The sequence below is a fragment of the Micromonospora sp. URMC 107 genome (assembly GCF_051386315.1).
GTDB lineage: Bacteria > Actinomycetota > Actinomycetes > Mycobacteriales > Micromonosporaceae > Micromonospora.
On sequence record NZ_JBPQTK010000005.1, the window covers coordinates 51,674 to 75,611 of the forward strand.

11 protein-coding genes are annotated in these 23,938 nt (G+C 74.4%); 5 read left to right on the forward strand and 6 right to left on the reverse strand.

Translation table 11 applies throughout. The features are described from left to right. Positions 1 to 8: 8 nt before the first annotated feature. On the forward strand, positions 9 to 1,592 hold the full coding sequence (locus tag ACSNN9_RS02095) for a DHA2 family efflux MFS transporter permease subunit (RefSeq protein ID WP_436670914.1): 1,584 nt from the start codon (positions 9 to 11) through the stop codon (positions 1,590 to 1,592). A gap of 55 nt (positions 1,593 to 1,647) precedes the next feature. On the opposite strand, the gene ACSNN9_RS02100 is transcribed toward ACSNN9_RS02095, so the two are convergent. The 5 genes from ACSNN9_RS02100 to ACSNN9_RS02120 form a co-directional block, all read right to left on the reverse strand. Next, on the reverse strand, positions 1,648 to 3,525 hold the full coding sequence (locus ACSNN9_RS02100; protein WP_436670951.1) for an ATP-binding cassette domain-containing protein: 1,878 nt from the start codon (positions 3,523 to 3,525) through the stop codon (positions 1,648 to 1,650). Positions 3,526 to 3,841: 316 nt separating this feature from the next. Beyond that, positions 3,842 to 4,741: a bile acid:sodium symporter family protein gene (locus tag ACSNN9_RS02105; protein ID WP_436670915.1), complete on the reverse strand. Its 900-nt coding sequence runs from the start codon at positions 4,739 to 4,741 to the stop codon at positions 3,842 to 3,844. 267 nt (positions 4,742 to 5,008) lie between these two features. Continuing rightward, the gene (locus ACSNN9_RS02110; protein WP_436670916.1) at positions 5,009 to 6,271 is read right to left on the reverse strand and encodes a family 16 glycosylhydrolase; all 1,263 of its coding nucleotides are present in this window, start codon (positions 6,269 to 6,271) and stop codon (positions 5,009 to 5,011) included. 88 nt (positions 6,272 to 6,359) lie between these two features. Then, entirely contained in the window at positions 6,360 to 7,913 is a 1,554-nt protein-coding gene (locus ACSNN9_RS02115; RefSeq protein ID WP_436670917.1) for a ricin-type beta-trefoil lectin domain protein, read from the reverse strand. A 202-nt stretch (positions 7,914 to 8,115) separates the two neighbouring features. Continuing rightward, entirely contained in the window at positions 8,116 to 8,892 is a 777-nt protein-coding gene (locus ACSNN9_RS02120) for an IclR family transcriptional regulator (RefSeq protein ID WP_436670918.1), read from the reverse strand. A 54-nt stretch (positions 8,893 to 8,946) separates the two neighbouring features. On the opposite strand from ACSNN9_RS02120, the gene eda reads away from it, so the two are divergent. Next, positions 8,947 to 9,612, forward strand: a complete 666-nt coding sequence (eda, locus tag ACSNN9_RS02125) for a bifunctional 4-hydroxy-2-oxoglutarate aldolase/2-dehydro-3-deoxy-phosphogluconate aldolase (RefSeq protein WP_436670919.1) — start codon at positions 8,947 to 8,949, stop codon at positions 9,610 to 9,612. A gap of 3 nt (positions 9,613 to 9,615) precedes the next feature. Next, positions 9,616 to 10,710, forward strand: a complete 1,095-nt coding sequence (locus ACSNN9_RS02130) for a sugar kinase (protein WP_436670920.1) — start codon at positions 9,616 to 9,618, stop codon at positions 10,708 to 10,710. Between the two features lie 126 nt (positions 10,711 to 10,836). Here the strand turns inward: ACSNN9_RS02130 and ACSNN9_RS02135 are convergent, their stop codons facing one another. Beyond that, positions 10,837 to 11,637 (reverse strand): crotonase/enoyl-CoA hydratase family protein, encoded by an 801-nt coding sequence (locus ACSNN9_RS02135; protein ID WP_436670921.1) that lies wholly within the window; start codon positions 11,635 to 11,637, stop codon positions 10,837 to 10,839. Between the two features lie 182 nt (positions 11,638 to 11,819). On the opposite strand from ACSNN9_RS02135, the gene ACSNN9_RS02140 reads away from it, so the two are divergent. Next, positions 11,820 to 13,079, forward strand: a complete 1,260-nt coding sequence (locus tag ACSNN9_RS02140) for an MFS transporter (RefSeq protein WP_436670922.1) — start codon at positions 11,820 to 11,822, stop codon at positions 13,077 to 13,079. Next, positions 13,076 to 23,938 carry a MupA/Atu3671 family FMN-dependent luciferase-like monooxygenase gene (locus ACSNN9_RS02145; RefSeq protein WP_436670923.1) on the forward strand — a complete coding sequence of 3,621 codons (10,863 nt, stop codon included), beginning with the start codon at positions 13,076 to 13,078 and terminating at the stop codon, positions 23,936 to 23,938. The genes ACSNN9_RS02140 and ACSNN9_RS02145 overlap by 4 nt, the downstream gene beginning before the upstream one ends.

Here is a 23,938-nt window from a genome sequence, read left to right on the forward strand (position 1 = left end):
GAGACTTCGTGACACAGCAATCCATCGCGACCTCGGACAAGCTCGACGCCTCGGTGCTCAAGGTGGCCGGGGTCGTCGTCCTCGGCGCGATCATGTCGATTCTCGACGTGACGGTCGTCACCGTCGCCCTGCCGACCTTCCAGCGCGAGTTCAACGCGTCGTACGCCGAGGTCGCCTGGACGATGACCGCCTACACGCTCGCGCTGGCCACGGTCATCCCGCTCAGCGGCTGGGCCGCCGACCGGTTCGGCACCAAGCGGCTCTACATGATCGCCCTGGCGCTGTTCACGATCGGGTCGGGGCTGTGCGCCAACGCCGACACGATCGGGCAGCTGATCGGCTACCGCGTGCTCCAGGGCCTCGGCGGCGGCATGCTCATGCCGCTCGGCATGACGATCATGACCCGGGCGGCCGGGCCGCACCGGATCGGCCGGCTGATGGCCGTCCTCGGCATCCCGATGCTGCTCGGGCCCATCGGGGGACCGATCCTCGGCGGCTGGTTGATCGACGTCGCGAGCTGGCACTGGATCTTCCTGATCAACCTGCCGATCGGGGCCGTGGCGCTCGTCTACGCCGCCCTGGCGCTGCCGAAGGACAACCCCGAGCCCTCCGAGTCGTTCGACTTCCTCGGCATGCTCATGCTCTCGCCGGGGCTCGCCCTCTTCCTCTACGGCGTCTCCTCGCTGCCCGAGACCGGCACGTTCGCCGACACCGAGGTGTGGGTGCCCATGCTGGTCGGCGGCGCGCTCCTCGTCGCCTTCGTCCTCTACTCCTTCCGGCCCCGGCACCCCCTGCTCGACCTGCGGCTGTTCGCCAACCGCAACCTCACCATCGCGACGGTGACCATGTTCGTGTTCATCATCGCGTTCATGGGCGCCGGCATGCTGTTCCCGAGCTACTTCCTGCAGATCCGCGGCGAGTCGACGCTGGCCGCCGGCCTGCTGATCGCACCGCAGGGCCTCGGCGCGATGGTGACCATGCCGGTGGCCGGGATGCTGGCCGACCGGGTCCCCGTCGGCCGCACCGTGCCGTTCGCGCTGGCACTCATCGCCGTCGGGTTCTTCACCTTCACCCAGGTCGACCCGCAGACGTCGTACGTGCTGCTCTGCGGGTCGCTGTTCGTCATGGGCCTGGGCATGGGCGGCACCATGATGCCGATCATGACCTCGGCGCTGAAGACCCTGAAGGCCCACGAGGTGGCCCGCGGCTCCACCCTGGTCAACATCCTCCAGCAGATCGGCGGGTCCGTCGGCGCCGCGACGATGTCGGTGATCCTCACCAACGAGCTGAACGGCTCCCGGCCGATTCCCGGGGCGACCGACCCGAGCGGTGCGCCGGTGAGCGAGGCCCAGCTCGCCATCACCGTCCAGCAGCAGCCGGAGCTGGCCCAGCAGTTCCCGGTCGACCCGTCGCTCATCCAGCGTGGCCTCGACTTCGCCGCCAGCTCCTTCGCCACCACGTTCTGGGTCGGGTTCGCGCTGGTGCTGCTCACGTTCATCCCGGCCGCGTTCCTGCCCCGCCGGCGTGAGCCGTCGCACCTGCTCGACGACGAGCAGACGGGGCAGGCGAAGGCGCCCGTCATCATCCACTGACGCCACGCCCGACGCCCCCGGGACACCGCCCGGGGGCGTCGAGCGCCCGGCGGGGTCAGCGCTGCCGTGGCGCGCCGGCGTGGTCGCCGTGGGTGCCGTCGTAGCCGGCGGCCTGGAGGGCGAACAGCTCGGCGTACCGGCCGCCGGCGGCGACGAGTTCGGCGTGACTGCCGGCCTCGACCAGCGCGCCGTCGTGCAGGACGAAGATCCGGTCGGCGTGCCGGACGTTGGCCAGCCGGTGGGTGATGAGGATGGTGGTCACCCGACCCTGCCGGTCCCGGATGGCCTGGAACAGGGCGTCCTCGGCGCGCGGGTCGAGGGCGGAGGACGGTTCGTCCATGACCAGCAGTTCGGCGTCGCGGAGGAAGCCGCGGGCGGCGGTGATCCGCTGCCACTGGCCGCCGGAGAGGTCCTGGCCGTTGGCGAACGTCCGGTCGAGCAGCGTCTCGTACCCGTGGGGCAGGTCCCGGATCATGTCGTGCGCGACGGCACGGGCGGCGGCGGCCTCGATCCGGTCCTGGCGGGCCTCGCTCTCGACGTCGCCGACGGCGATGTTCGTGGCGGCGGTGAACGGCCACTTGTGGTATTCCTGCGTCACCACGGCGATGCGGGCCCGCAGCCCGTCGAGGTCCCACTCGGGCAGGGGCCGCCCGTTCCAGCGGATGACGCCCTCGGTGGGTGCGCGCAGGGTGGCGATCATCGCGGCCAGGGTGGTCTTGCCCGAGCCGTTCTCGCCCACGAAGGCCACGGTCTGCCCCGCCGTGATCGTCAGCGTCACGCGGTCGACGGCGGGGGTGTCCCGGTCGGGGTAGCGCAGGCTGACCTCCCGCACGGTCAGCTCGCGCAGGGGGCCGGGTGCGGCGCCCGCGAGGTCGGTGGCCGGGTCGGGCAGGTAGGCGGCGGCGCGGGTCATGAACCCGGTGTAGTCGCTGAAGTGCTGGCCCTCGGTGTAGACGCGGTCGACCTGGAAGGTGGCGACGGCCAGCGAGCGTTGCGCGGACTGCACCGCGACCACGCAGGTCGCCGCCGCCGCGAGCGGGATCTGACCGTCGATGAGCAGCAGCCCGAGCAGGAGGTAGACCACGCCGGTGGCGACTCCTCCGACGACCGCCCCGACCGTGGTGGTCGTGGTGACCCGGCGGGCGAGGGCGAGCTCGATGTCGGTCTCCACCGCCATCACCCGGTCGTACTGGTCCAGCAGGAACCGGCGCAGCCCGTAGGAGCGCAGCTCCGGCGCCGAGTCACGCTCGGCCATCAGCCGGTGCAGCAGCCACAGCCGCCGTCGCCGCACCGAGCCGGCCGTGTAGGTCCGGTACCGCAGGTGCCCGGCCCGCAGCGAGGCCCAGGCCTTGGGCAGCGTCGCGACCAGCAGCGCCAGCAGCAGCAGCGGGTGGATGACGACGACGGCGACCGCCACGGCGAGCAGGCCGGCCAGCCCGGCGAGCAGGTTCATCGACGACTCCACCAGCGCGATCGTCGACTCGGTGCCCCGGGAGGCGCGCTCCATGTCGTCGGCGAACGCGTCGGCGTCGAACGCCTCCAGGCGTACCGCCGTGGACACCTCGAACAGGCCGCGCTCCACCTCCCGGCTCACCCGCGGGCTGAGCCCGTTCTGCGCGTACCCGGTGGCGATGCCCATGCCGGCGCGCAGCGCGGTCGCCCCCGCCAGCACGGCGAGCGCGGGCAGCGCGGCGACCACCTTGTCCGCGGTCGGGCCCCCGGCGAACAGCTCCACGAGCACCCGCTGGGTGGCCAGCAGCCCGAACGCGGCCATCGCCCCGCCGCCGAGCGTCGCGGCGGCCACCACCGAGGTCCGGAGCCGGTCGGCCCGCCAGCTGATCCGCACCGCCGTCCAGACCAGCCGGGGCAGCTCGGCGAAGACGGCGAACAGGCCCGCCTCCGCCCGCGCCCGCACTCCTGTCTCCCACCACATCGTGCGCAGCTCCGGCAGGACCGACTCCGCCCGTGCCGGTGCGGGCGGTGGCGAGGTGGTGTCGCGTTCGGTTCGGGTGCCGGCTCCGGTCACGGGCGGTCTCCTCGCTGCGCGGTGACGTGGTCGCGGCCGGGCCGCGGGCCGGCGGGCGGCAGGGAGTCGTCCCCGCCGCCCGTCACACCCAGAGCATCCGGCCAACTACCAATGGTCACCGTCGGCGGCGCGCCGGTCCATCCCCCGGGGCAGGGAAGATGGCCCGGATTCCGGCCGGTGCCCGCTCACCCGGGGCGGCGTCCGCCACCGCCCGGCGCGCCGCTCACACCGGGGTGGGCGACTGTCGCGTGGGCTCGGTCGCGGCGCTGCCACGGCGCGCGGCGACGAAGCCGAAGGCGGCGGCGGTGAAGAACATCAGGGTGCCGTAGATGACCGACGGCATGGCGATGTCGTTGTTGTTCAGCAGGGCCGGGCTGAGTCCGATCGTGATGGCCAGGGTGGCGTTGTGGACGCCGACCTCGAACGACGACGCGACGGACTCGCGGTGCCCGACGCGCAGCAGGCGTGGCGCCGCGTACCCGATCGCCAGGCTGATCAGGTTGAACAGCAGCACGACGAGACCGACCGCGCCGATGGTGGCGGCGAGCTCGTCCTTGATGCCGAGCAACGCGCCGGTGATCACCACGACGAGGACGACGATGGAGAGGATCTTCACCGGCCGCTGCATGCGCCCGGCGAACTCGGGCCGGCGCCGGCGGACGGCCATGCCGACCACGATCGGGACGAGCACCAGGGCGAACACCTGGACCACCTTGTCGAACTGCAGGCCGATGGAGCTGTCCGAGCCCATGAACGCGGCGACGGAGAGGTTGACGATCAGCGGCAGCGTGAACAGGGCGAGCACCGAGTTGATGGCGGTCAGGGTGACGTTGAGCGCCACGTTGCCCTTGAACAGGTGGCTGTAGAGGCTGGCAGTGCTGCCGCCGGGGGAGGCGGCGAGCAGCATCATCCCGACGGCCAGCTCCGGGCGCAGGCCGGCGACGAGGACCAGGCCCAGACAGATGGCCGGCAGGATCAGCATCTGGCAGACCAGGGAGACGACCACGGCCCGGGGGTAGGCGACGACGCGACGGAAGTCGTCGACGGTCAGGGTGAGCCCCAGGCCGAGCATGACGATGCCCAGGGCGACGGGAAAGAGCACGATCGACAAACCGGAACTCACGGCGGCGGCCTCCTGATCGCGTACGCCAAGGACCACCGGATCGTCACACCGCGGCCAAACGGCGGGCATCTCCTGACGTGCGGAGTTTGCGCCCGACGCAAGTTGCCGGGCGACGCGCGGCGCCGCCGGCCGTCGTCGTCCACCGGGAGCCGGGACCGCCACCGGCGGCGGCCGTCCGACCGGGACGGCCGCCGGTCGGGGCGGTGTGCCCCGGCCGGCGGCCGTCGAGCGGGTGGGCCCACGAGACGCCCACGGGAGGCTGTCCGGTCAGGCGCGCGACCACTTCTGGTTGGCGTCACCGGTGCAGTCCCACAACTGGAGCTTGCCCCCGTTGCCGGTGTTGCGGTCCCGTACGTCGACGCAGCGGTTCGCGCTGAGGTTGACCAGGTCACCGGCGGCGTTGAGCGTGAAGCGTTGCGCCGGGTTGCCGTTGCAGGTGACGAGGTTGACCTCGGTGCCGTTCGCCGTGCCGGCCCAGGCCGGGTCCATGCACTTGCCCATCGCCCGGATCGTGCCGTCGGCGGCGAACGTCCAGGCCTGCGCGACGGTGCCGTTGCAGTCCCAGATCTGGAGCTTGGCCCCGTCGACCGGGTTCGCACTCGGGATGTCGATGCAGCGGCCACTGAGCGCGCCCCGGATCGCGGTGGTGCCCGGCGGCGGGTTACCGCCCGAGGTGTAGCCCGAGACCCGCACGTAGTCCACGAGCATCTGCTGCGGGAACTGCGTGGTGGCGTCGGGGTAGCCCGGCCAGTTCCCGCCCACCGCCACGTTGAGGATCATGAAGAAGGGGTGGTCGAACACCCAGCGGTTGCCGCCCAGCCGTCCCGGGTCGACCCGGTGGTACTCGACGCCGTCCAGGTACCAGATGATGGAGTTCGGTTCCCAGTCCACCCGGTAGGTGTGGAAACCGTCGGCGAGCGGCTGGCCGATGGTGCGGCTGCCGGTGATGCCGCCGCCGCCCGAGTAGCCCGGGCCGTGGATGGTGCCGTAGACGGTGTTCGGCTCCCGGCCGATGTTCTCCATGATGTCGATCTCGCCCGCGTTCGGCCAGCCCACGCTGTTCATGTCGTTGCCGAGCATCCAGAACGCCGGCCAGATCCCCTGGCCGCGGGGGATCTTGATGCGGGCCTCGAAGCGGCCGTACGCCTGGGTGAACGTCGCGGCCGTGAGCAGCCGGGCCGAGGTGTACTCGCACCGGCCGTAGTGGCACTGGTAGTTGGCGGGGTTCTCCCGGCGAGCGGTGATCACCAGGTTGCCCTGGCCGTCGTGCGCGGCGTTGCTCGTGCTGTTGGTGTAGTACTGCCGCTCGTTGTTGCCCCAGCCGCCGCCGCCGATGTCGAAGCGCCACCTGCTCTGGTCGACGGGCGTGCCGGCGGGGGCGTTGAACTCGTCCTGCCAGGTGATTCCCCCGATGGCGGCCTGCGCCGGTTCGGGGTGGACCGGCACGGAGAGGGCCGTCGTGGCAGCGATGATCGCGGTCGCGGCGAGGGCGAGCGCCCACGGCCGGCGGCGGGTACGGACTCTGAACATGTAGGACCTCCTTGGCATCTGTGCCGTTGCGTGTCTCGCGGCGTCGATCGGCCGCTCTATGCGGGCGCGACGGCGGACGGATGTCGGCTCAGCCGCGACGCCACTTCTGGTTGGCGCCGCCGACGCAGTCCCACAGGTGCAGGCGGGCGCCGTCCGAGTCGTTCCACTCCTTGATGTCGACGCACTTGTTCGCCTGCGGGTTGACCAGGTCGCCGGCCGCCGAGAGGACGAACTGCTGGGCCGGGTTGCCGCTGCAGTTGGCGATCTGGATGGTCGCGCCGTTGGCGGTGGATCCCCAGGCCACGTCCATGCACATGTTGTTCTGGGTACGCAGCGTGCCGCCGGTGAAGGTCCACGACTGCGCGGCGGTGCCGTTGCAGGTCCAGGTCTGCAGGGGAACGCCGTCGGAGAAGTTGGAGTTCGGCACGTCGATGCAGCGGTTGTTCCAGTTGCTGATCAGCCGGCTCCCGCCGCCGCCACCGGTGGTCACCAGGGACAGCCCGTAGACGCCGAGGATCTCGTTGACCGGCTGGAACCAGGTCGTGCCGCCCGTGGAGCAGTTGCCGGAACCGCCGGAGGTGACGCCCTGGGCCTGGTTGCCGGAGATCCAGGCCCCGCCGGAGTCGCCGCCCTCGGCGCAGGCGTTGCTGCGGGTCAGGCCCGACACCGCGCCCTGCGGGTAGTTGACGGTCTCGTTGCGGCCGAGGATGGTCCCGCAGCGCCAGCCGGTCGTACGCCCGGAGCGGCAGACCGAGCTGCCGATCGCCGCGTCCTGCGAGCCGGCGACCGCCACGTTGCCCCCGGCGTAGTTGTTCACCCAGGGCTGCGGCGTCCAGGAGCCGTTGGTGCGGACCCAGCCGTAGTCGTTGCCGGGGAACGACGACCCGGCGAACGTGCCCTGCGAGACGTTGTTGAAGCCGAGGGTCGGGCTGCCGACGCCTCCGCAGTGGCCCGCTGTGACGAAGCCGCCGACGACCGCGAAGCCGACGGAGCAGAGGGTGTTGCCGTTGATCACGTACTGGTCGCCGCCGCGGATGTCGTAGAGCGGCCGGGGCGCGTCGGTGGCCGTGACCACCGCGATCGCGTCCGCGGGCACGCCGCTGGCCTTGGCGTACGCGATCGCCTTGTCGGCGGCGCCCGCCCGAGCCGTCACGACCACGCTGTTGCGGGCGACGTCGACGTGCCAGCCGTGCACGTCGCGGGGGTCGGCGGCGGCGGTGCGCCGGTCGAGGGCGCGCTTGACCGCGTCGAGGGCGCGCTCGCTGCGGGCGACGACCGCGACGTCGGCGCCCTCGGCGCGGACGGCCGGGGCGAGCGCCGCATCCGTGACCGCGACGGTGAGCCGCTGCCCGCCGGACGGGATCCACGCGCCGGCGAACGCCGGGCCGAGCTTCGCGCGCAGGCGCCGCTCGACCACCGGCGCCGCCGCCTCGGTGCGCAGGCGTTCGTCGACCTGCGCGGGGGTGAGCCCGAGGTCCCGGCGCATCGCCTCGACCAGGGCGGGGCCGGGGCCGGCCGTGGCCGCCGCGTCGAGGGCCGGGGCGGCGGGGGGAGTGTCGCTCGCCTGGCCTGCCGTGGGGGTCAGGGTGACGAGCAGGAGGGCGGCGGCGACGGGACCGAGCACGCGCAGTCTTCGAGACAAGGGATCCTCCCGGATGGGGCGAGGGCGGCAGACGGGATCAGAGAGCGCTCTCTGAAAGAAGTTTGTCGATGTCCTGACACATCTGTCAAGAAGGTTGCCAGTGGTGGCCCGGTCGTCGCCCTGGGCGACGGCCGGCGTGCCGGAGCGGCCCCGGGCGCCCGGGGACCGCCGGCGGGCGGCGGGAGCGCCGGAGCGCGCCGGATCAGGCGGTGGAGAGCAGGCCGCGCGCCGCCTGGACCTGGTCGACGGCCCGGCGGAGGGCGGCCACGATCCGGTCCTCGCCGGCGGCGCCCAGCCGGGCCACCGGCACCGACAGGCTGATCGCGTCGGTCGCCGGGGCCGCCAGGGGCACGGCCGTCGCGAAGCAGACGATGCCCTCGGTGTTCTCCTCGCGGTCCACCGCGTACCCCTGTGCCCGGACGGCGGCGAGCTCGGCGCGCAGCGCGTCGGGGTCGGTCACGGTGTGCGGGGTGAGCGCGGGCAGCGGCCAGCTCAGCAGCCCGTCGAGCGCGTCGTCCGGGCGCTCGGCGAGCAGCGCCTTGCCCAGCGCCGTGGCGTGGGCCGGCAGCTGCCGGCCGATCGCGCTGTAGAGCCGCAGCGGGTGCACCGACTCGCGCTTGGCGAGGTAGACGATGTGGGCGCCGTCCAGTCGTCCGAGGTGGACGGTCTCGCCGAACTGCCGGGACAGGTCGTCGAGCACCCCGCCGAGCAGGCCCACGGTGTCGTCGCTGGTGAGGTACGCGGCACCGACCTGGAGCGCGCGCACCCCGAGCCCGAACCGGGTGCCGGTCGGATCGCTCTCCACCCAGCCGCGCTGGGCCATGGTGCGCAGGATGCCGTGCAGGCTGCTCTTCGGGATGTCCAGCGCCCGGGCCAGGTCGACCAGGGAACGCCGCTGCGGCGAGGCGGCCAGCGCCTCGAGCACCTCCAGCGTCCGCGTGGAGGACTTCACCGGTTGGAACCCGCCGGGCAGCGTCATGACCGCCACTGTAGCGGGGTTGACAGCCCGGTCGACGGCGCTAGGGTCACATATGTGACTGGCGTACAGAATGATGAACAGAAGAATGCGGTCGTCGCGGCCGTCGGTGCGGCCCGGATCCTGCCGGTCGTCGTGCTGGACGCCGCCCGCGACGCCGCCCCGTTGGCCGACGCGCTCGTCCGGGGCGGGCTGCCCTCGGCCGAGGTGACCTTCCGCACCGACGCCGCGGCCGACGCGATCCGCGTCATGTCCGAGCGACCCGACCTGCTCGTCGGCGCCGGCACCGTGCTGACCCCGGCCCAGGTCGACCGGGCCGTCGAGGCGGGCGCCCGGTTCGTCGTCACCCCCGGGTTCTCCCCGGCGGTCGTGCGGCGCTGTCAGGAGCTGGGCGTGCCCGTCTTCCCCGGCGTCGCCACCGGCACCGAGATCCAGATGGCCCTCGACGCCGGGCTCGACACGGTCAAGTTCTTCCCCGCCGAGCAGCTCGGCGGCGTCGGGATGATCAAGGCGCTCGCCGCGCCGTACCGCTCGGTGCGGTTCATCCCGACCGGCGGGGTCAACACCGGCAACCTCTCCGACTACCTCGCCCTGCCCGCCGTGCTGGCGGTCGGCGGCACCTGGATGGTGGCCCCGGACCTGATCGCCGCCGGGCGTTGGGACGAGGTCGCCACCCGCACCGCCGCGGCCGTCGAGGCCGCCCGACCCAGCGCGGAGGCCTGAGCCATGCTGTCGATCCGTCCGGCCGGCGAGTGCCGCTACGACCTGGTCTCCCTGGGCGAGATCATGCTGCGGCTCGACCCGGGCGAGGGCCGGGTGCGCACGGCCCGCACCTTCCGCGCCTGGGAGGGCGGCGGCGAGTACAACGTGGCCCGCGGCCTGCGCCGCTGCTTCGGGCTGCGGACCGCCGTGGTCACCGCGTTCGCCGACAACGAGGTGGGCCGGTTGCTGGAGGACCTCGTGCTCCAGGGTGGGGTGGACACCTCACTGGTGACCTGGCTGCCCTACGACGGGGTCGGCCGCGCCGTCCGCAACGGCCTCAACTTCACCGAGCGCGGCTTCGGCGTCCGGGGCGCCGTCGGCACCTCCGACCGCGGCCACAGCGCCGCCAGCCAGCTCCGGGCCGACCAGGTGGACTGGGACCACCTGTTCGGCACGCTGGGGGTGCGGTGGCTGCACACCGGCGGCATCTACGCCGCCCTGTCCGAGACCACCCCGGAGACGATGGAGGCGGCGATGGCCGCCGCCGCCCGGCACGGCACCGTCGTGTCGTACGACCTGAACTACCGGCCCAGCCTCTGGAAGGCGGTCGGCGGGCAGGAACGGGCGCGGGAGGTCAACCGCCGGCTGGCCCGCTACGTCGACGTGATGATCGGCAACGAGGAGGACTTCACCGCCTCGCTGGGCTTCGAGGTGCCCGACACCGACGCCTCGCTGGCTGAGCTGGAGGTGGCCAACTTCAAGCGGATGATCGAGGCGGCCACCAGGGAGTACGACAACTTCAAGGTCGTCGCCACCACCCTGCGTACCGTGCGCACCGCCACCGTCAACGACTGGGGCGCGATCGCCTGGGCCGACGGGCGGTTCGCCGAGGCGACCCACCGGCCCGGCCTGGAGATCATGGACCGGGTCGGCGGCGGCGACAGCTTCGCCTCCGGCCTGATCTACGGCCTGCTGGAGAAGGGTGACCTGGCCACGGCCGTCGAGTACGGCGCGGCGCACGGCGCCCTGGCGATGACCACGCCCGGCGACACCTCGATGGCCAGCCTCCGCGAGGTCGAGGCGCTCGTCCGGGGCGCCGGCGCGCGCGTCCAGCGCTGAGCCGTCGGCGGTCGACCGGCCCGGGAGCGACGCGGCTCCCGGGCCCCGGCGGCGGGCCGCCGCACGCGACGCGGCCGGCGGACGGCCAGCTCCGGCGGCGGGGTCGTCACCGCCCGGGCGGCCCGCTCACTCCCCGGTGAAGTGCGGTTCGCGCCGATCGAGGAAGGCCCGGACCGCCTCGTCGTGGTCCCGGGTCTGGTGCGCCAGCGCCTGCATCGCGGCGGAGAGCTCCAGGATGCTGTCGAGGCTCTGGTGCTGGGCCTCGCGCAGCAGCTTCTTGGCCATCCGTACGGCGTGCGGAGGGTTCGCCGCCACCCGGTCGGCCAGCCGGCGCGCCTCGGTGAGCAGCTCCTCGTGCGGCACGACCCGGGAGACCAGCCCCCACTCGAGGGCGGTCGCCGCGTCGACCCGGTCCCCGGTCAGCGCCATCTCGGCGGCCCGGGCGGCGCCGACGGCGCGGGGGAGCAGCCAGGCGCCGCCGTCGCCGGGGATGATGCCGAGCTTGACGAAGCTCTCCGCGAAGAACGCCCGCTCCGAGGCGATCCGCAGGTCGCACATGAGCGCCAGGTCGCAGCCGGCGCCCACCGCCGCCCCGTTCACCGCCGCGATCAGCGGTACGTCGCACGCGTACATCGCGCGGGGGATCCGCTGGATGCCGCGGCGGTAGCCGTCGCGCAGCTCGTGCGGGGCGCCGCCGAAGAGACCGACCCGGTCCGCCATGTCCTTGACGTTGCCGCCGGCCGAGAAGGCGCTGCCGGCGCCGGTCAGGATGACCGCCCGGACCGTCCGGTCGGCGTTGACCGCGTCGACTAGGGCGACCAGCGCGTCGACCACGTCGTCGCCGGAGATGGGGTTGCGGGCCTCCGGCAGGTTGAGCGTCCACGTTTCCACGGGACCGTCCCGCTCGACGAGAACCGGGTCGTCCACGCGCGTCTCCTCGCTGTGCTGCTGATCTGGCCCGCCCCGAAACCAACCACACGCCCGTCCGGCCGGCAAGGCCGGGGTCGGCCCTCCGCCCGCCGCGGTCCTTCGACGTATTGAGATGCCTCCACGTGCGGTGGCATGATCGGCGCTCCACACACGATCATGACCGGGGCGGATCTCGACAGGTGCGATCAACAGGGGGTCCTTCGGCACGTCCGCTTCGTCTCGTCGTCGCCGCGCACGCCGTCTCCACGTACGGCAGCTTCCTGAACATGGTGGCGCTGGGGCTGTTCGCGCTGGAGATCACGGGCTCCGCCGTGTCCACCGGGATCTTCATGGCCGTCCGCCTGGGCGCCGGCGTCCTGACCGGACCGGTCGCCGGCATGCTGGTCGGCCGGTATCCGCGGGCCAGGCTCATGATCGGCGGCGACCTGCTGGCGGCGGGTGCGCTGGTGCTGCTGGTCGCGGCGCCCTCCGCCGCCCGACCGGCGGTGCTGTTCGCGCTGGCCGTGGTCATCGGCGGGAGCCAGACGCTGTGGATGGTCGCGCTGCGCAGCGGGTTGCCCGAGCTGGTCGGCCCGGACGACCTGGCCCGGGCCAACGCGAACCTGGTGGCGGCCCGCTCGGTGGCCATGCTGCTGGGCTTCGGCAGCGCGGGAATCCTCGTGACCCTGTTCGGCTACCACGCCGCGTTCCTGCTCGACGCGACATCGTTCGCCCTCTCCGCACTGCTGCTGTCCGCGGTGCGCGCCTGGCGCGTGGTGGGCAGCCGCGCCCCCGGGCGGCCCGCCGGGGGCTCTCACCGCGGGTCGGGGCTCCGTCGCCTCCTGCCCTCGATCGCCCCCGTGATCCTGGCCATGATCGCGGTGCGGTCCGCCGACGCGTTCGGGTCCGCCTCGCACAACGTGGGACTTCCGGTGTACGCGAACCTGGCCTGGCCCGACGCCCCCGCCGCGTTCGCCGCCCTGTTCACCACGCCCTGGGCGGTCGGCAGTCTCGCCGCCGGCCGGTGGTGCGCCCGGCGGGCCGCCGGAGCCTCCCGCCCGGGATCGCCGAGGGCCTTCGGCGTCGCCACCTGCGCGATGTCGCTGCTGTTCGTGCTCGCCTTCGCGGGGCCCCCGATCTGGGCGGTGGTCGTGCTGGCGCTGGCCGCCGGCATGGCGGACGGCTACGCCGAGATCAGCTACACCACCCGGTTGCAGACCGTCGGATCCTCCCGTCTGCCGCAACTCTTCGGCCTGGCCAGCGCCGCGCAGAACGCGGGGTTCGGCATCGGCATGATCGTCAGCGCCTTCGCGCTCGAACGGCTGTCGCCGCTGCCGGTGGTCGCACTGGCGCACGGCCTGGCGTTCGCCGCCGCCGTCGCCTTCCTCGTCTCCCACGCCCGTTCGTCGGCGCATCGCCCGCACCGACAGCTCACGAAAGAAGCCGAGGTGGCCCCGTGAAGTCCGTGCCGTCCGCCGGTCGCCCCGCCGCCGTCAGCCACGGCGGGGACCTGCCCGGCCCCGTCGGCCATCCCCGCACCCTGGACGAGGCACTGCTGTGGGCCGCCCGGCACCATCCGCGCACGGGCATCCGGATCGTGGATGCCGACGGGCGCGAGGAGTTCGTCGACCACGGGCAACTGCTCGCCAGGGCGCGCGCGGCGCTGACCGGTCTGCGGGCCCACGGCCTGGGGTGGGGCTCCCCCGTCATTCTGCGGATCACCTCGGGCGAGCGGTACTGGTCGACCTTCTTCGGCTGCGTCCTCGGCGGGATCGTGCCGCTCACCGTCGGCGCGCCCACCGGGTACGACGCGGACAACCCCACCGCCGCCGCCCTCGTGCACGCCTGGCGGACGCTGGGGGAGCCCGTGGTGCTGGCCGGGCCGGAGGACCTCGACGCGCTGGCCCGGCTGCCGCTGCGCGACCGGGTGGTCGCGGTGCCGGAGCTGACCGCGCCGGCCGCTTCCGACCTTTCCGCCGCTTCCGCACCCGACCCGGAGGTGGTGGATGTCGTGACGGTCACCGATCCGGAGTCGGTGGCGCTGCTGCAACTCTCCTCGGGCAGCACCGGCCGGCCGAAGGTGATCCCGCTGACCCACCGGGGGCTCTCGGAGTACGCCGTGGGCGCCCGGACGATGCTCGACATCGGCCCGCGGGACGTCCTGCTCAACTGGCTGCCGCTGGACCACGTCGCCGGCCTGCTGCTCTACCATCTCGGCGGCGTCTTCCTCGGCACCACGTCCGTGCACGTCGCCACCGAGCGGGTGCTCGACGACCCGCTGCGGTGGCTGGAGCTGATGCGGCGGCACCGGGTCACGCACAGCTGGGCACCGAACTTCGGCCTGCGGCTGGTGGCCGACGCGGTCGCCCGGGCCCCCGGCCGACGGTGGGACCTCGGCGGGGTGCGCCGCATGGTCAGCGGCGGCGAGCAGTGCCTGCCGGAGACCTTCGAGGCGTTCGTCGCCGCCACCGGGGTGCCGGCGGAGGCGATGACGCCGGCCTGGGGCATGTCGGAGACCTGCACGGGGATCACCTTCGCCTCGTTCGCCGAGCCCGGCACCCGCCTCCGGGTCCGTACGGCGAGCCTGGGCGGCGACCTGGAGTACGCCGAGGACGACGACCCGGCCGACGTCACCGAGTTCCTCTCCGTCGGGCGGCCCGCACCCGGCGCCACCCTGCGGATCGTCGACGCCGCCGGGGCGGTGCTTCCCGAGGGCCGCATCGGCCGGCTCCAGGTCTCGTCGGCGCGGGTCACGCCCGGGTACCTCGCCGACCCGGAGGCGACCCGCCTGGCCTTCCCGGACGGCGACGGCTGGCTGGAGACCGGCGACCTTGCCTTCATGCGGGACGGCCGGATCGCCATCACCGGCCGGGCGAAGGACATGATCATCCTCAACGGGCACAACCTGCCCTGCCACGAGGTCGAGCAGGTGGCGGGGGAGGTGGACGGGGTACGGCGCGGCCTGGTGGCCGCCGTGGGCGTACCCGAGCCCCGCACCGGCACCGAGTCGCTGGTGATCTTCTACGTGCCCGACGACGACGCCGACGCGCCCCGGACCGGGGTGGCCGAGGCGGTGCGGGCGGCGGTGGCCCGACGCTGGCAGGTCGTGCCCGCGCGGGTGCTGTCGCTCGCCGCGGAGCAGTTCCCGCGTACCACCGGCGGGAAGATCCGGCGCGCGGAGCTGGTCCGGCGCTGCCCGGCCGACCGGTCGCCGCAGCGGGAAGAGGACGGGCGGCGGGCGGCCCCCGAGGCGCGCGCGGCCGGGCCGGGCCGGGCGGAGCTCCGCGCCCTGCTGACCGGCATCGTCGGTGACCTGACCGGTGGCCAGGTCGACCCGGCGCGTCCGTTCTACGAACTCGGCATCGGCTCGGTCGAGATCGTCCGGCTCCGGGCCCGCCTGGAGCGGGCGCTGGACCGCCGGATCCCGCAACCGGTGCTCTTCGCCCACCCGACGGTCGACGCGCTCAGCGCGCACCTCGCCGCCCCGGCGGCCACGCCGGCGGCGGAGTCCGCCGGCGGACCGGCACGGGACCGACGCATCGCGGTGATCGGCATGGCGGTCCGGTTTCCGGGAGCGCGCACGGTCGACGAGTACTGGGCGAACCTGACCGCCGGAGTGGAGAGCGTCCGGGTCTTCACGCCGGACGAACTCGTCGCGGCCGGAACCCCGCGGGACGCCGTGGACGCCCCCGACTTCGTGGCGGCCAGCGGCGTCCTCGACGACGACATCGCCGCCTTCGACGCGGGCTTCTTCTCGATCAGCGCCCGGGAGGCGGAACTGCTCGACCCGCAGCACCGGCTGTTCCTGGAGACCTGTCACCAGGCGTTGGAGGACGCCGGGCACCCGGGTGACGGGCAGGGCCTGCGGACCGGCCTCTACGCCGGCAGCGGAATGAACCTCTACCCGCACCACACCTACCTCCGCCAGCTTCGGCACCGGGCCGGATCCGACGATCCGGCCGACTCCATCGGCGTCGCGCTGGGCAACCAGCCGGACTTCCTGGCCACCCGGGTGGCGTACCGGCTGGGACTGACGGGACCGGCGATCAACGTGCAGAACGCCTGCTCGACCTCGCTCGTGGCGGTGCACCTGGCGGTGCGGGCGCTGCTCGACGGCGAGGCCGACCAGGCTGTCGCCGGCGCGGTGGCCGTGCACGTGCCGCAGGTGACGGGCTACCGGCACACCCCGGGATCGATCCTGTCGGCGAGCGGTCGGTGCCGGCCCTTCGACGTCGACGCCGACGGAACGGTCGGCGGCAACGGGGTCGCCGCCGTGGTGCTGAAGCCGCTCGACCGGGCCCTCGCCGACGGGGATCCCGTACACGCGGTGATCATCGGTTCGGCCGTGAACAACGACGGCGCCGGCAAGGTGGGCTTCACCGCGCCCGGGGTGGCCGGCCAGGTCGACGTCGCCCGGCGGGCGCTGGCCGCCGCGCGGATCCCCGCGGAGTCGGTCGGGTACGTCGAGGCGCACGGCACGGGCACCGCCCTGGGCGATCCGGTGGAGCACCACGCCCTCGCCGAGGTGTACGCCGGCGGCCGGCCGTTCCTCGGCTCGGTCAAGGCGAACATCGGTCACCTGGACAGCTGCGCGGGCATGGCCGGCCTGGTCAAGGCGATCCTGACCGTGCGTTCCGGCCGGGTCGCCCCGCAGATCAACTTCGTCCGGCCGAACCCGGCGATCGACCTCGCCGCCGGCCCCTTCACGGTGACCACCCGTGCCACCCACTGGCCGGCGGACCTCCGGCCGCGCCGGGCGGCGGTCAGCGCGCTGGGGGTGGGCGGCACCAACGCCCACGTGATCGTCGAGGAGCCGCCCCAGGCGGATCCACGTCGGTCGGACGGGCCGCCGGCTAACCCCGCGCCGGCACTGCTGCCGCTGTCGGCGGCCGACCCGGCGGCGCTGGCGGAGCTGGCCGTCCGCCACCGCGACCTGCTCCGGAAGGATCCCGGGCTGTCCGTGGCCGACCTGGTCACCAGCGCCGGTCGGCGCAGACGCCATTTCCGGCACCGCCTGGTCGCGCTCGGCGCCTCCGCCGCCGCGCTGGCCGAGGGCCTCGACCGGTACGTCGCGACGGGCGCGGCGGGCGACGTGCTGGCCGGCCGGACGGAGCCCGGGGACGGCACTCCGGTCGCGCTGGCCTTTCCCGGGCAGGGCGACCGCCGCTGCGTCGTCCTCCAGCTCGCCGACCGGTTCCCGGTCGCCCGGGACGTGCTGGACGAGGGGGCCGACGCGTACCGCCGGGCGACCGGTGGCGACCTCGTCGCCCGGCTGCGGGAGCGTCCCGGCGACAGGGGGCTCCCGACGGACGTCGCCCAGCCGGCGCTGGTGGTCACCGCCGTGGCGTTCGCCGAGCTGTGGCGGTCGTGGGGGCTGACGCCGGACGTCGTCCTGGGGCACAGCGTGGGGGAGTATGCAGCCCTGGTCGTGGCCGGTGCGCTGAGCCTGGCCGACGCGGTCGGGCTGGCCACCCACCGGGGCATCCTCATGCGGGACGCGCTGCCACCCGGCGCGATGCTCGCGGTGCTGGCGGACGAGGCGACGGTCGGTGACCTGCTGCGCGGGTCGGCGGCGGAGATCGCCGCCCGCAACGGGGCGGAACACCACGTGCTCGCGGGCTCCCCCGAGGCCCTGGCGGCGGTCGCCCGGGCAGCCGGCCAGCGGGGCGTGGCGACCCGCCCGCTCCCGGTCGACCGGGCGTTCCACTCGACCGGGGTGGACGCGGTCCTGGACCGGCTCCGCCGGGTGATCGGGGAGGTGGAGTTCGCCCCCGTCCGCCTGCCCCTGATCAGCACCCTGGACGGGCGGGTACGCCCGCCCGGCTGGCTGCCGGACGCCGACCACCTGTGCCGGCAGGCGCGCGAGCCGGTCGCCTGGAGCGCCGCCGTGGCCACCCTCGGCGAGCAGGGCGTGCGATCGGTCGTCGAGGCGGGCGCGGACGGGACGCTGACCGGCATCGCCCGCGCCACGGGATCCCACCTGCGGTGGGTGCCGTCGCAGCGTCGTGACACCCCACCGGTCGACGGGTTGTGGCGAGCCGTCGCCGAGCTGTACGTGGCGGGGTTCCCGGTCGACTGGGCCGCGCTCACCGCCGGCTGCGGCGGCCGGGCGGTGCCACTGCCGGCCTATCCGTTCCAGCGCCGGCGATTCTGGGTCTCCGCGCCCGGGGAGGCCGTCGCGCCCGTCGCGCCCGGGGTGGCCGCCGCGTCCGGGGTGGCCGGCTCGCCGGTGGCCGTCGAGCCGGAACCGCCCCGGCAGCCAGTCGGGCACGACGCCGGAGCCGATCACGTGCTCGCCCGCATCCGGGCGCTGACGGCCGAGCGGCTGGGACTGCACGTGGGTGAGGTCGAGCCGGACCAGACCTTCCTCGGCCTCGGTGCCGACTCGCTGCTCCTGATCACCATGTCCCGGGAGATCGACCGCGCGTTCGGGGTGCGGGTTCCGGTCCGGGACCTGTTCGCCACCGTCGACACTCCCCGCCGGCTCGCCGAGGTGGTGACCCGCGGCGCCCCGGTCGGCGTGCCGCCTCCGCCGGCCCCGCCCACCGGCCGGCCCGCCGCGTCGGCTCCCGTGCCCGCCGCGTCGGCTCCCGTGCCCGCCGCGTCGGCGGTGCCGCCCGGTCCGGTCGGCGCGCCCCGGGACGTGTCGGCCGACCTCGTCACGATCGTGCACCGCCAACTGGACCTGATGCGCGAGCAGCTCGCCCTCCTCGGCGGCGGCGGTGGGACGAGCACCAGCGCCGGCGACGGCGGTGCGGCCCCCGCCCCCGAGCCGCCGACGCGGCCGGCGCCGGCCACGTCGGCCGCCGGCACGTCGGACACCGTCGACTTCAGCCTCTACTTCTTCGGCGACTACCCCGACCAGGCCCGGGACGACGCCTACGGGACCATCATCGAGGCCGCCGAGTTCGCCGACACCCACGACTTCCACGCCGTGTGGTTGCCCGAGCGGCACTTCCACTCCTTCGGCGGGCTCTTTCCCAACCCGTCGGTGCTCGCCGCAGCCCTCGCGACCCGGACCCGCCGGCTGCGCCTCAACGCCGGCTCGGTGGTGCTGCCCCTGCACCACCCCGTCCGGGTCGCCGAGGAGTGGTCCATGGTGGACAACCTCTCCGGGGGCCGGGTCGGGCTCGGGTGCGCACCCGGCTGGCACGCCAACGACTTCGTCTTCTACCCGGAGAACTACCGCCGCCACAAGCAGGTGATGTACGACAACCTCGACACCGTACGGCGGCTCTGGCGCGGTGAGGCGATCACCGCGCGGTCGGGCAGCGGGGAGGACGTCGACGTCCGCCTGTTCCCCCGTCCGGTGCAGGCGGAACCGCCGGCCTTCACGGCGATCGTCGGCAACCCGGACAGCTACCGGGAGGCGGCCCGCCACGGCCTCGGGGTGGTCACCAACCTGATGACCCAGGACGTCGCCAGGCTGGCCGAGAACGTCGCGCTGTACCGGCGTGCCCGGGCCGAACACGGCCTCGACCCCGCCGCGGGGCGGGTGGTCGTGCTGCTGCACACCTACCTGGGCGACGACGCCGAGCAGGCGCGCGCCGTGGCGTTCGAGCCGTTCTGCGCCTACCTGCGCTCCTCGTTGAGCCTGCTCGGGCAGGTGGTCGACAGCCTGGGCATGAACGTCGACCTCGCCGACACCCCCGACGAGGACCTCCGGTTCGTGCTGTCCCGCGCCTACCAGCGGTACTGCGAGCAGCGAGCCCTGATCGGCTCGCCGGAGAGCTGCCGGCCGGTGCTCGACGCGGTCCTCGACGCCGGCGCCGACGAGATCGCCTGCTTCGTCGACTTCGGTCTGCCCGCGCGGGCCGTGCGGGACGGACTGCCGGTCATCGACGCGCTGCGGCGGGCCACGCCCCGCCGACCGGCCCCGGCTGCGGTGCCGGCCGCCGTCGGGCTGGCGGCGCCGGGGGTCGTCGGGAGCGGCGCGCCGACGGCCGTCGAGACCGCGCCGCTGACGCCCGGCCAGCGGCGGCTCTGGCTCATCGAGCAGGCGTACCCGGGCACCCCCGCCTACACGGAGGGAGCGGCCGTGCGGCTGTGCGGCGCGCTCGACCCGGGCTTGCTGCGCGGGGCGTTGCAGGACGTCGTGGACCGGCACGCGCCACTGCGGACGACCTACCGCGAGGTCGACGGGCAACCCTGCCAGGTCGTCCGGCCGACGACGACGGTGGACCTCCCCGTGCGGGACCACTCCGGCGCCGACGAGGACGCCGTGGTGCGGGCGGCGATGGCCCGGGAGAGCGCGCGGGTGTTCGACCTCGTCGAGGGACCGGTCTTCGCCTGCGAGCTGCTGCGCTTCTCCCCGACACACCACGTGCTGGTGATGTCGTTCCACCACCTGGCCACCGACGGCGGCTCGCACGCGATCCTGACCCGCGAGGTCGGTGCGTGCTACCGGGCCCGTGCGACCGGCACGACGGCCGCGCTGCCCCCGCTACCGGTCACCTACCCGGAACTGGCCCGGGCGGCTGCCCGGTCGGACCGGGAGGGGGCGGGCAGGAGCCTGGCGTACTGGCTCGACCTGCTCGACCCGCTGCCGCCCACCCTCGTCCTGCCCTCGGACCGGCAGCGGCCGGCCACCGTCTCGGCCGCCGGTGAGAGCCTCCTCGCGGAACTCCCGGTGGAGTTGACCGAACGGATCCGGCGGCTCGCGCTCGCCGAGCGGGTCACCCCGTTCACCACCCTGCTCAGCGCGATCGGGGTGGCCCTGTTCCGGCTCAGCGGCCAACCGGACCTGGTGCTCGGCACCGGCATGAGCGGTCGCGACCAGGATTCCGAAGGTCTGATCGGGTTCTTCGTCGACACCGTGCCGCTGCGGCTGGACCTCGCCGGTGACCCCACCTTCCGGGAGCTGCTCGCCCGGATCCAGTACCGCTCGACGGAGGCGTACGAGCACGCGGATGTCGAGTTCGACGACCTCGTCCGCGCGCTCGCCCCGAACCGGGAGGCCGGTCGCCACCCGCTCTTCGACGTGGTCGTGGAGTACGAGCGCGGCGCCCCGGCGTTCCTGTTCGACCTGCCGGGAGTCACCGCCGAGCCGATCCCGGTGGGCCTGGACAAGGCCCCGGTCGACCTGGTCGTCCACCTGTCGCACGGCGACACCGTGCGCTGCCACGTCGAGTACCGCACCGACGTGTTCGACCGGGCGACCGTACGGCGGTTGCTGGACTACGTCGAACGGCTGCTCGACCGGGCGACCCGGGAGCCCGACGAGCCGCTGTCCGCTCTGGCGGCGTACCTGGACGACTCCGCCGATCGCCTGCACGGGCCGCGAACGCCCGTCGGCGACGCCCGGCTGCACGAGCTGTTCCTGCGGCAGGCGGCCCGTACCCCGGACGCCGTCGCGGTGGTGTGCGGGACGACCCGGTGGACGTACCGCGAACTGCGGGAGCGGGCCGACCTGCTCGCCCGCCGGATCGCCGCGGCGGGCGTCGTGCCCGACGACCTCGTCGCGGTGCTCCTGCCGCGCCGACCGGAGCTGATCGCCGCCCAGCTCGCCGTGCTGATCGCCGGCGCCGGCTTCCTCCCCCTCGACCCACGGCTGCCCGCCGCGCGGGTGGCCGCCCTCTTCGCCGACAGTGGCGCCCGGCTGCTGGTCACCACGAGGGACGTGGAGCCGCCGACGGACGCGGTCTGCCTGCGGGTGGAGGATCCCGGTGACCCGCACCTGCCGGCTCCGGACCGGGTGCCGGCGGCGGAGCAGGTGGCCTGGTGCGTGCACACGTCCGGCTCGACCGGGCGGCCGAAGGGCGTCCTGGTGCCGCACCGGGCCGCCGTGGACACCGTCGGTTGGCACGTGCGGGCCCTCGCCCTCACCGAGGCCGACACCGTCGGCCACGCGCTCGGACTCGGCTTCGACGCGAACCTCGCCGAGATATATCCGGCGCTCGCCGCCGGCGCCACCGTGCATCTCGTACCGGAGAAGGCGCGGGCCGACCCCGCGGCGCTCGTCGAGGAGTGGTCCCGCGGGGGCGTCACGGTGGCGTTCCTGTCGGCGCCGCTCGCCGAACTGGTCTTCGCCCTTCCGCTGCCGGCCCGCGCCCCACGCACCCTCGTCGTGGGCGGCAGCCAGCTCCGGCGTCGACCGCCCGCCGGCTTCCCGGCCGAGGTGATCAACGCCTACGGTCCGACCGAGAGCAGCATCGTCACCACGGCGGGCCCGGTGCGGGCGGGGGACCCGGGGCCGGTCGACATCGGCGTCCCGGTCGACAACCGTCGCCTGTACCTGCTGGACGACTCGGGCCTGCCGGTGCCACGGGGGGCGGTCGGGGAGCTGTACGTGGGTGGGGCCGGCGTGGCCCGGGGCTACCTCGACCGGCCCGCGGCGACCGCCGCCGCCTTCCTGCCCGACCCCGGTCTGCCCGGGGCGCGGGTCTACCGCACCGGGGACCTGGTCCGGGAACGTGGCGACGGGACCCTCGAGTTCGTCGGCCGGGTGGACGACCAGGTCAAGATCGGCGGACAGCGGACCGAGCCCGGCGAGTCCGCCGCGCAGCTGGCGCTGCTGCCCGGGGTGCGCCAGGCCACCGTCGTCGCCCGGCACGACCGGGGCGACGAGCCGTACCTCGCCGCGTACGTCGTGGCGGACGACGACGGGGGACCGGCGGCGACCCGCGCCGACCGACTTGCCGCCGGGCTGGCCGAGCGGCTCCCCGCACACCTCGTGCCCCGGGCCTGGGTGCTGCTGGACGCCCTGCCCACCACGGACAACGGCAAGGTGGACCGGTCCCGGCTGCCGGCACCCGCCGTGACCGGTGGCGACGACCGGCCTCGTACGGCCCTGGAGCAGCTCGTGCACGATGCCTGGTGCGCCGAGCTCGGGGTCGCCCGGCTGCCCGTGGACGTCCCCTTCCTCGCCGCGGGCGGTCACTCCCTGGCGGCGGTGCGGCTGGCGAACCGGCTCACCGACCTGCTGGACGTGCGGGTCGGCACGGACGGGGTGCTGCGCAGCCCGGGCATCCGGGCGATGGCGCGGGACCTGACCGTGGACGGCGGGGCGGAGATCGTGGACCGCGACCCGGCCCCGGGCGACGTCGTGGACCGGGCGCCCGCGACCCACCAGCAGGAACTGATGTGGCACCGCCAGCGGCAGGCACCCGACCCGTCGGCCGCGCACATGGCGGTACGGGTGACGCTCACCGGTCGGCTCGACGTGCCGGCCCTGGAACGGGCGGTCGACGGCCTGGTCGCCCGGCACGAGGCGCTGCGCACCCGCCTGGTGCAACGGAACGGTGAGCTGGTCCAGGAGGTGCTCGCGGCGCGGCCGGGGAGGCTGCCGGTGCGCGACCTCGCCGCCGACGAGGTCGAGCGGTGGTGTGTGCGGACCGGCCGCGAGCCCTTCCCGGACGACACGGGACGGTGGCTACGGGCCCGCCTGGCGCGGCTGGGCGACGACGCCTGGGTGTTGATGTTCGTGGTGCACCACCTGTGCGGTGACGGCTGGTCGATGCTCCAGCTGCTCGACGAGCTGGGCAGGGGCTACGCCGCCGAGGTCGGCCCGGGTGCGGTTCCCGCCGCGCCCACGGCACGCTACGTCGACTACGCGCGCCGGCAGCGGGCGGCCGCCGTCTCGCCGGCCGTCCTGCGGTACTGGCGGGACCAGCTCGCCGGGGCGCCCCGCACGCTGTCGCTTCCGACGGACCGCCCTCGGCCGGCGCGGCTCTCCGGTCGGGGCAGCGAGTTCACCTTCGACGTCCCGGGCGAGCTGACCGACCGCCTGACCGGCCTCGCCGAGCGCTGCGGCACGACCCTGTTCCCCGTCCTGGCCAGCGGGTACGCGCTGCTCCTGCGCGAACGCACCGGCGTCGGTGACGTGCTGCTCGCCTGCCCGTACGCCCACCGCGACAACCGCGAGGACGAGTCGGTCGTGGGCCTGTTCACCAGCCCGCTGCTGCTGCGGCCACCGCTGGACCGCGCGGCGTCCCTTCCGGAGCTGGTGGCCGGCACGGCCCAGGCGTTCCTCGACGCGATCCGGCACCAGCCGGCGCCCCTGGCCGAGGTGTACGCGGCCCTCGACCCGGGCTGGCGGGTCGGCATGCCGCCACCGGTCGCCACGATGCTGTTCGGCTGGAATCCGGGCATGCCGGACGTGCGGCTGCCGGGGATCGTGGCGCGCGCCACCGACCAGGGGCTGGCCTGCGCGCGCCGCGACTACGCCACGATCCTCACCCCGCACGAGGGCGGCCTGCGGGGCGTCGTGGAGTACTCCACGGACCTGTTCGAGCGGGCGACGGTGGCGGCCTGGTGCGACCGCTTCGTCGCCATCCTCGCCGCGGCCGCCGACGAGGAGCCGGGCCAGGCGGGGCCCTGA

What these genes read in the sequence shown, in the direction of transcription:
- ACSNN9_RS02130 (WP_436670920.1), top strand. Translation starts at nt 9,616, where the DNA reads ATGCTGTCGATCCGTCCGGCCGGCGAGTGCCGCTACGACCTGGTCTCC.
- ACSNN9_RS02120 (WP_436670918.1), bottom strand. Translation starts at nt 8,892, where the DNA reads ATGACGCTGCCCGGCGGGTTCCAACCGGTGAAGTCCTCCACGCGGACG.
- ACSNN9_RS02110 (WP_436670916.1), bottom strand. Translation starts at nt 6,271, where the DNA reads ATGTTCAGAGTCCGTACCCGCCGCCGGCCGTGGGCGCTCGCCCTCGCC.
- ACSNN9_RS02100 (WP_436670951.1), bottom strand. Translation starts at nt 3,525, where the DNA reads ATGTGGTGGGAGACAGGAGTGCGGGCGCGGGCGGAGGCGGGCCTGTTC.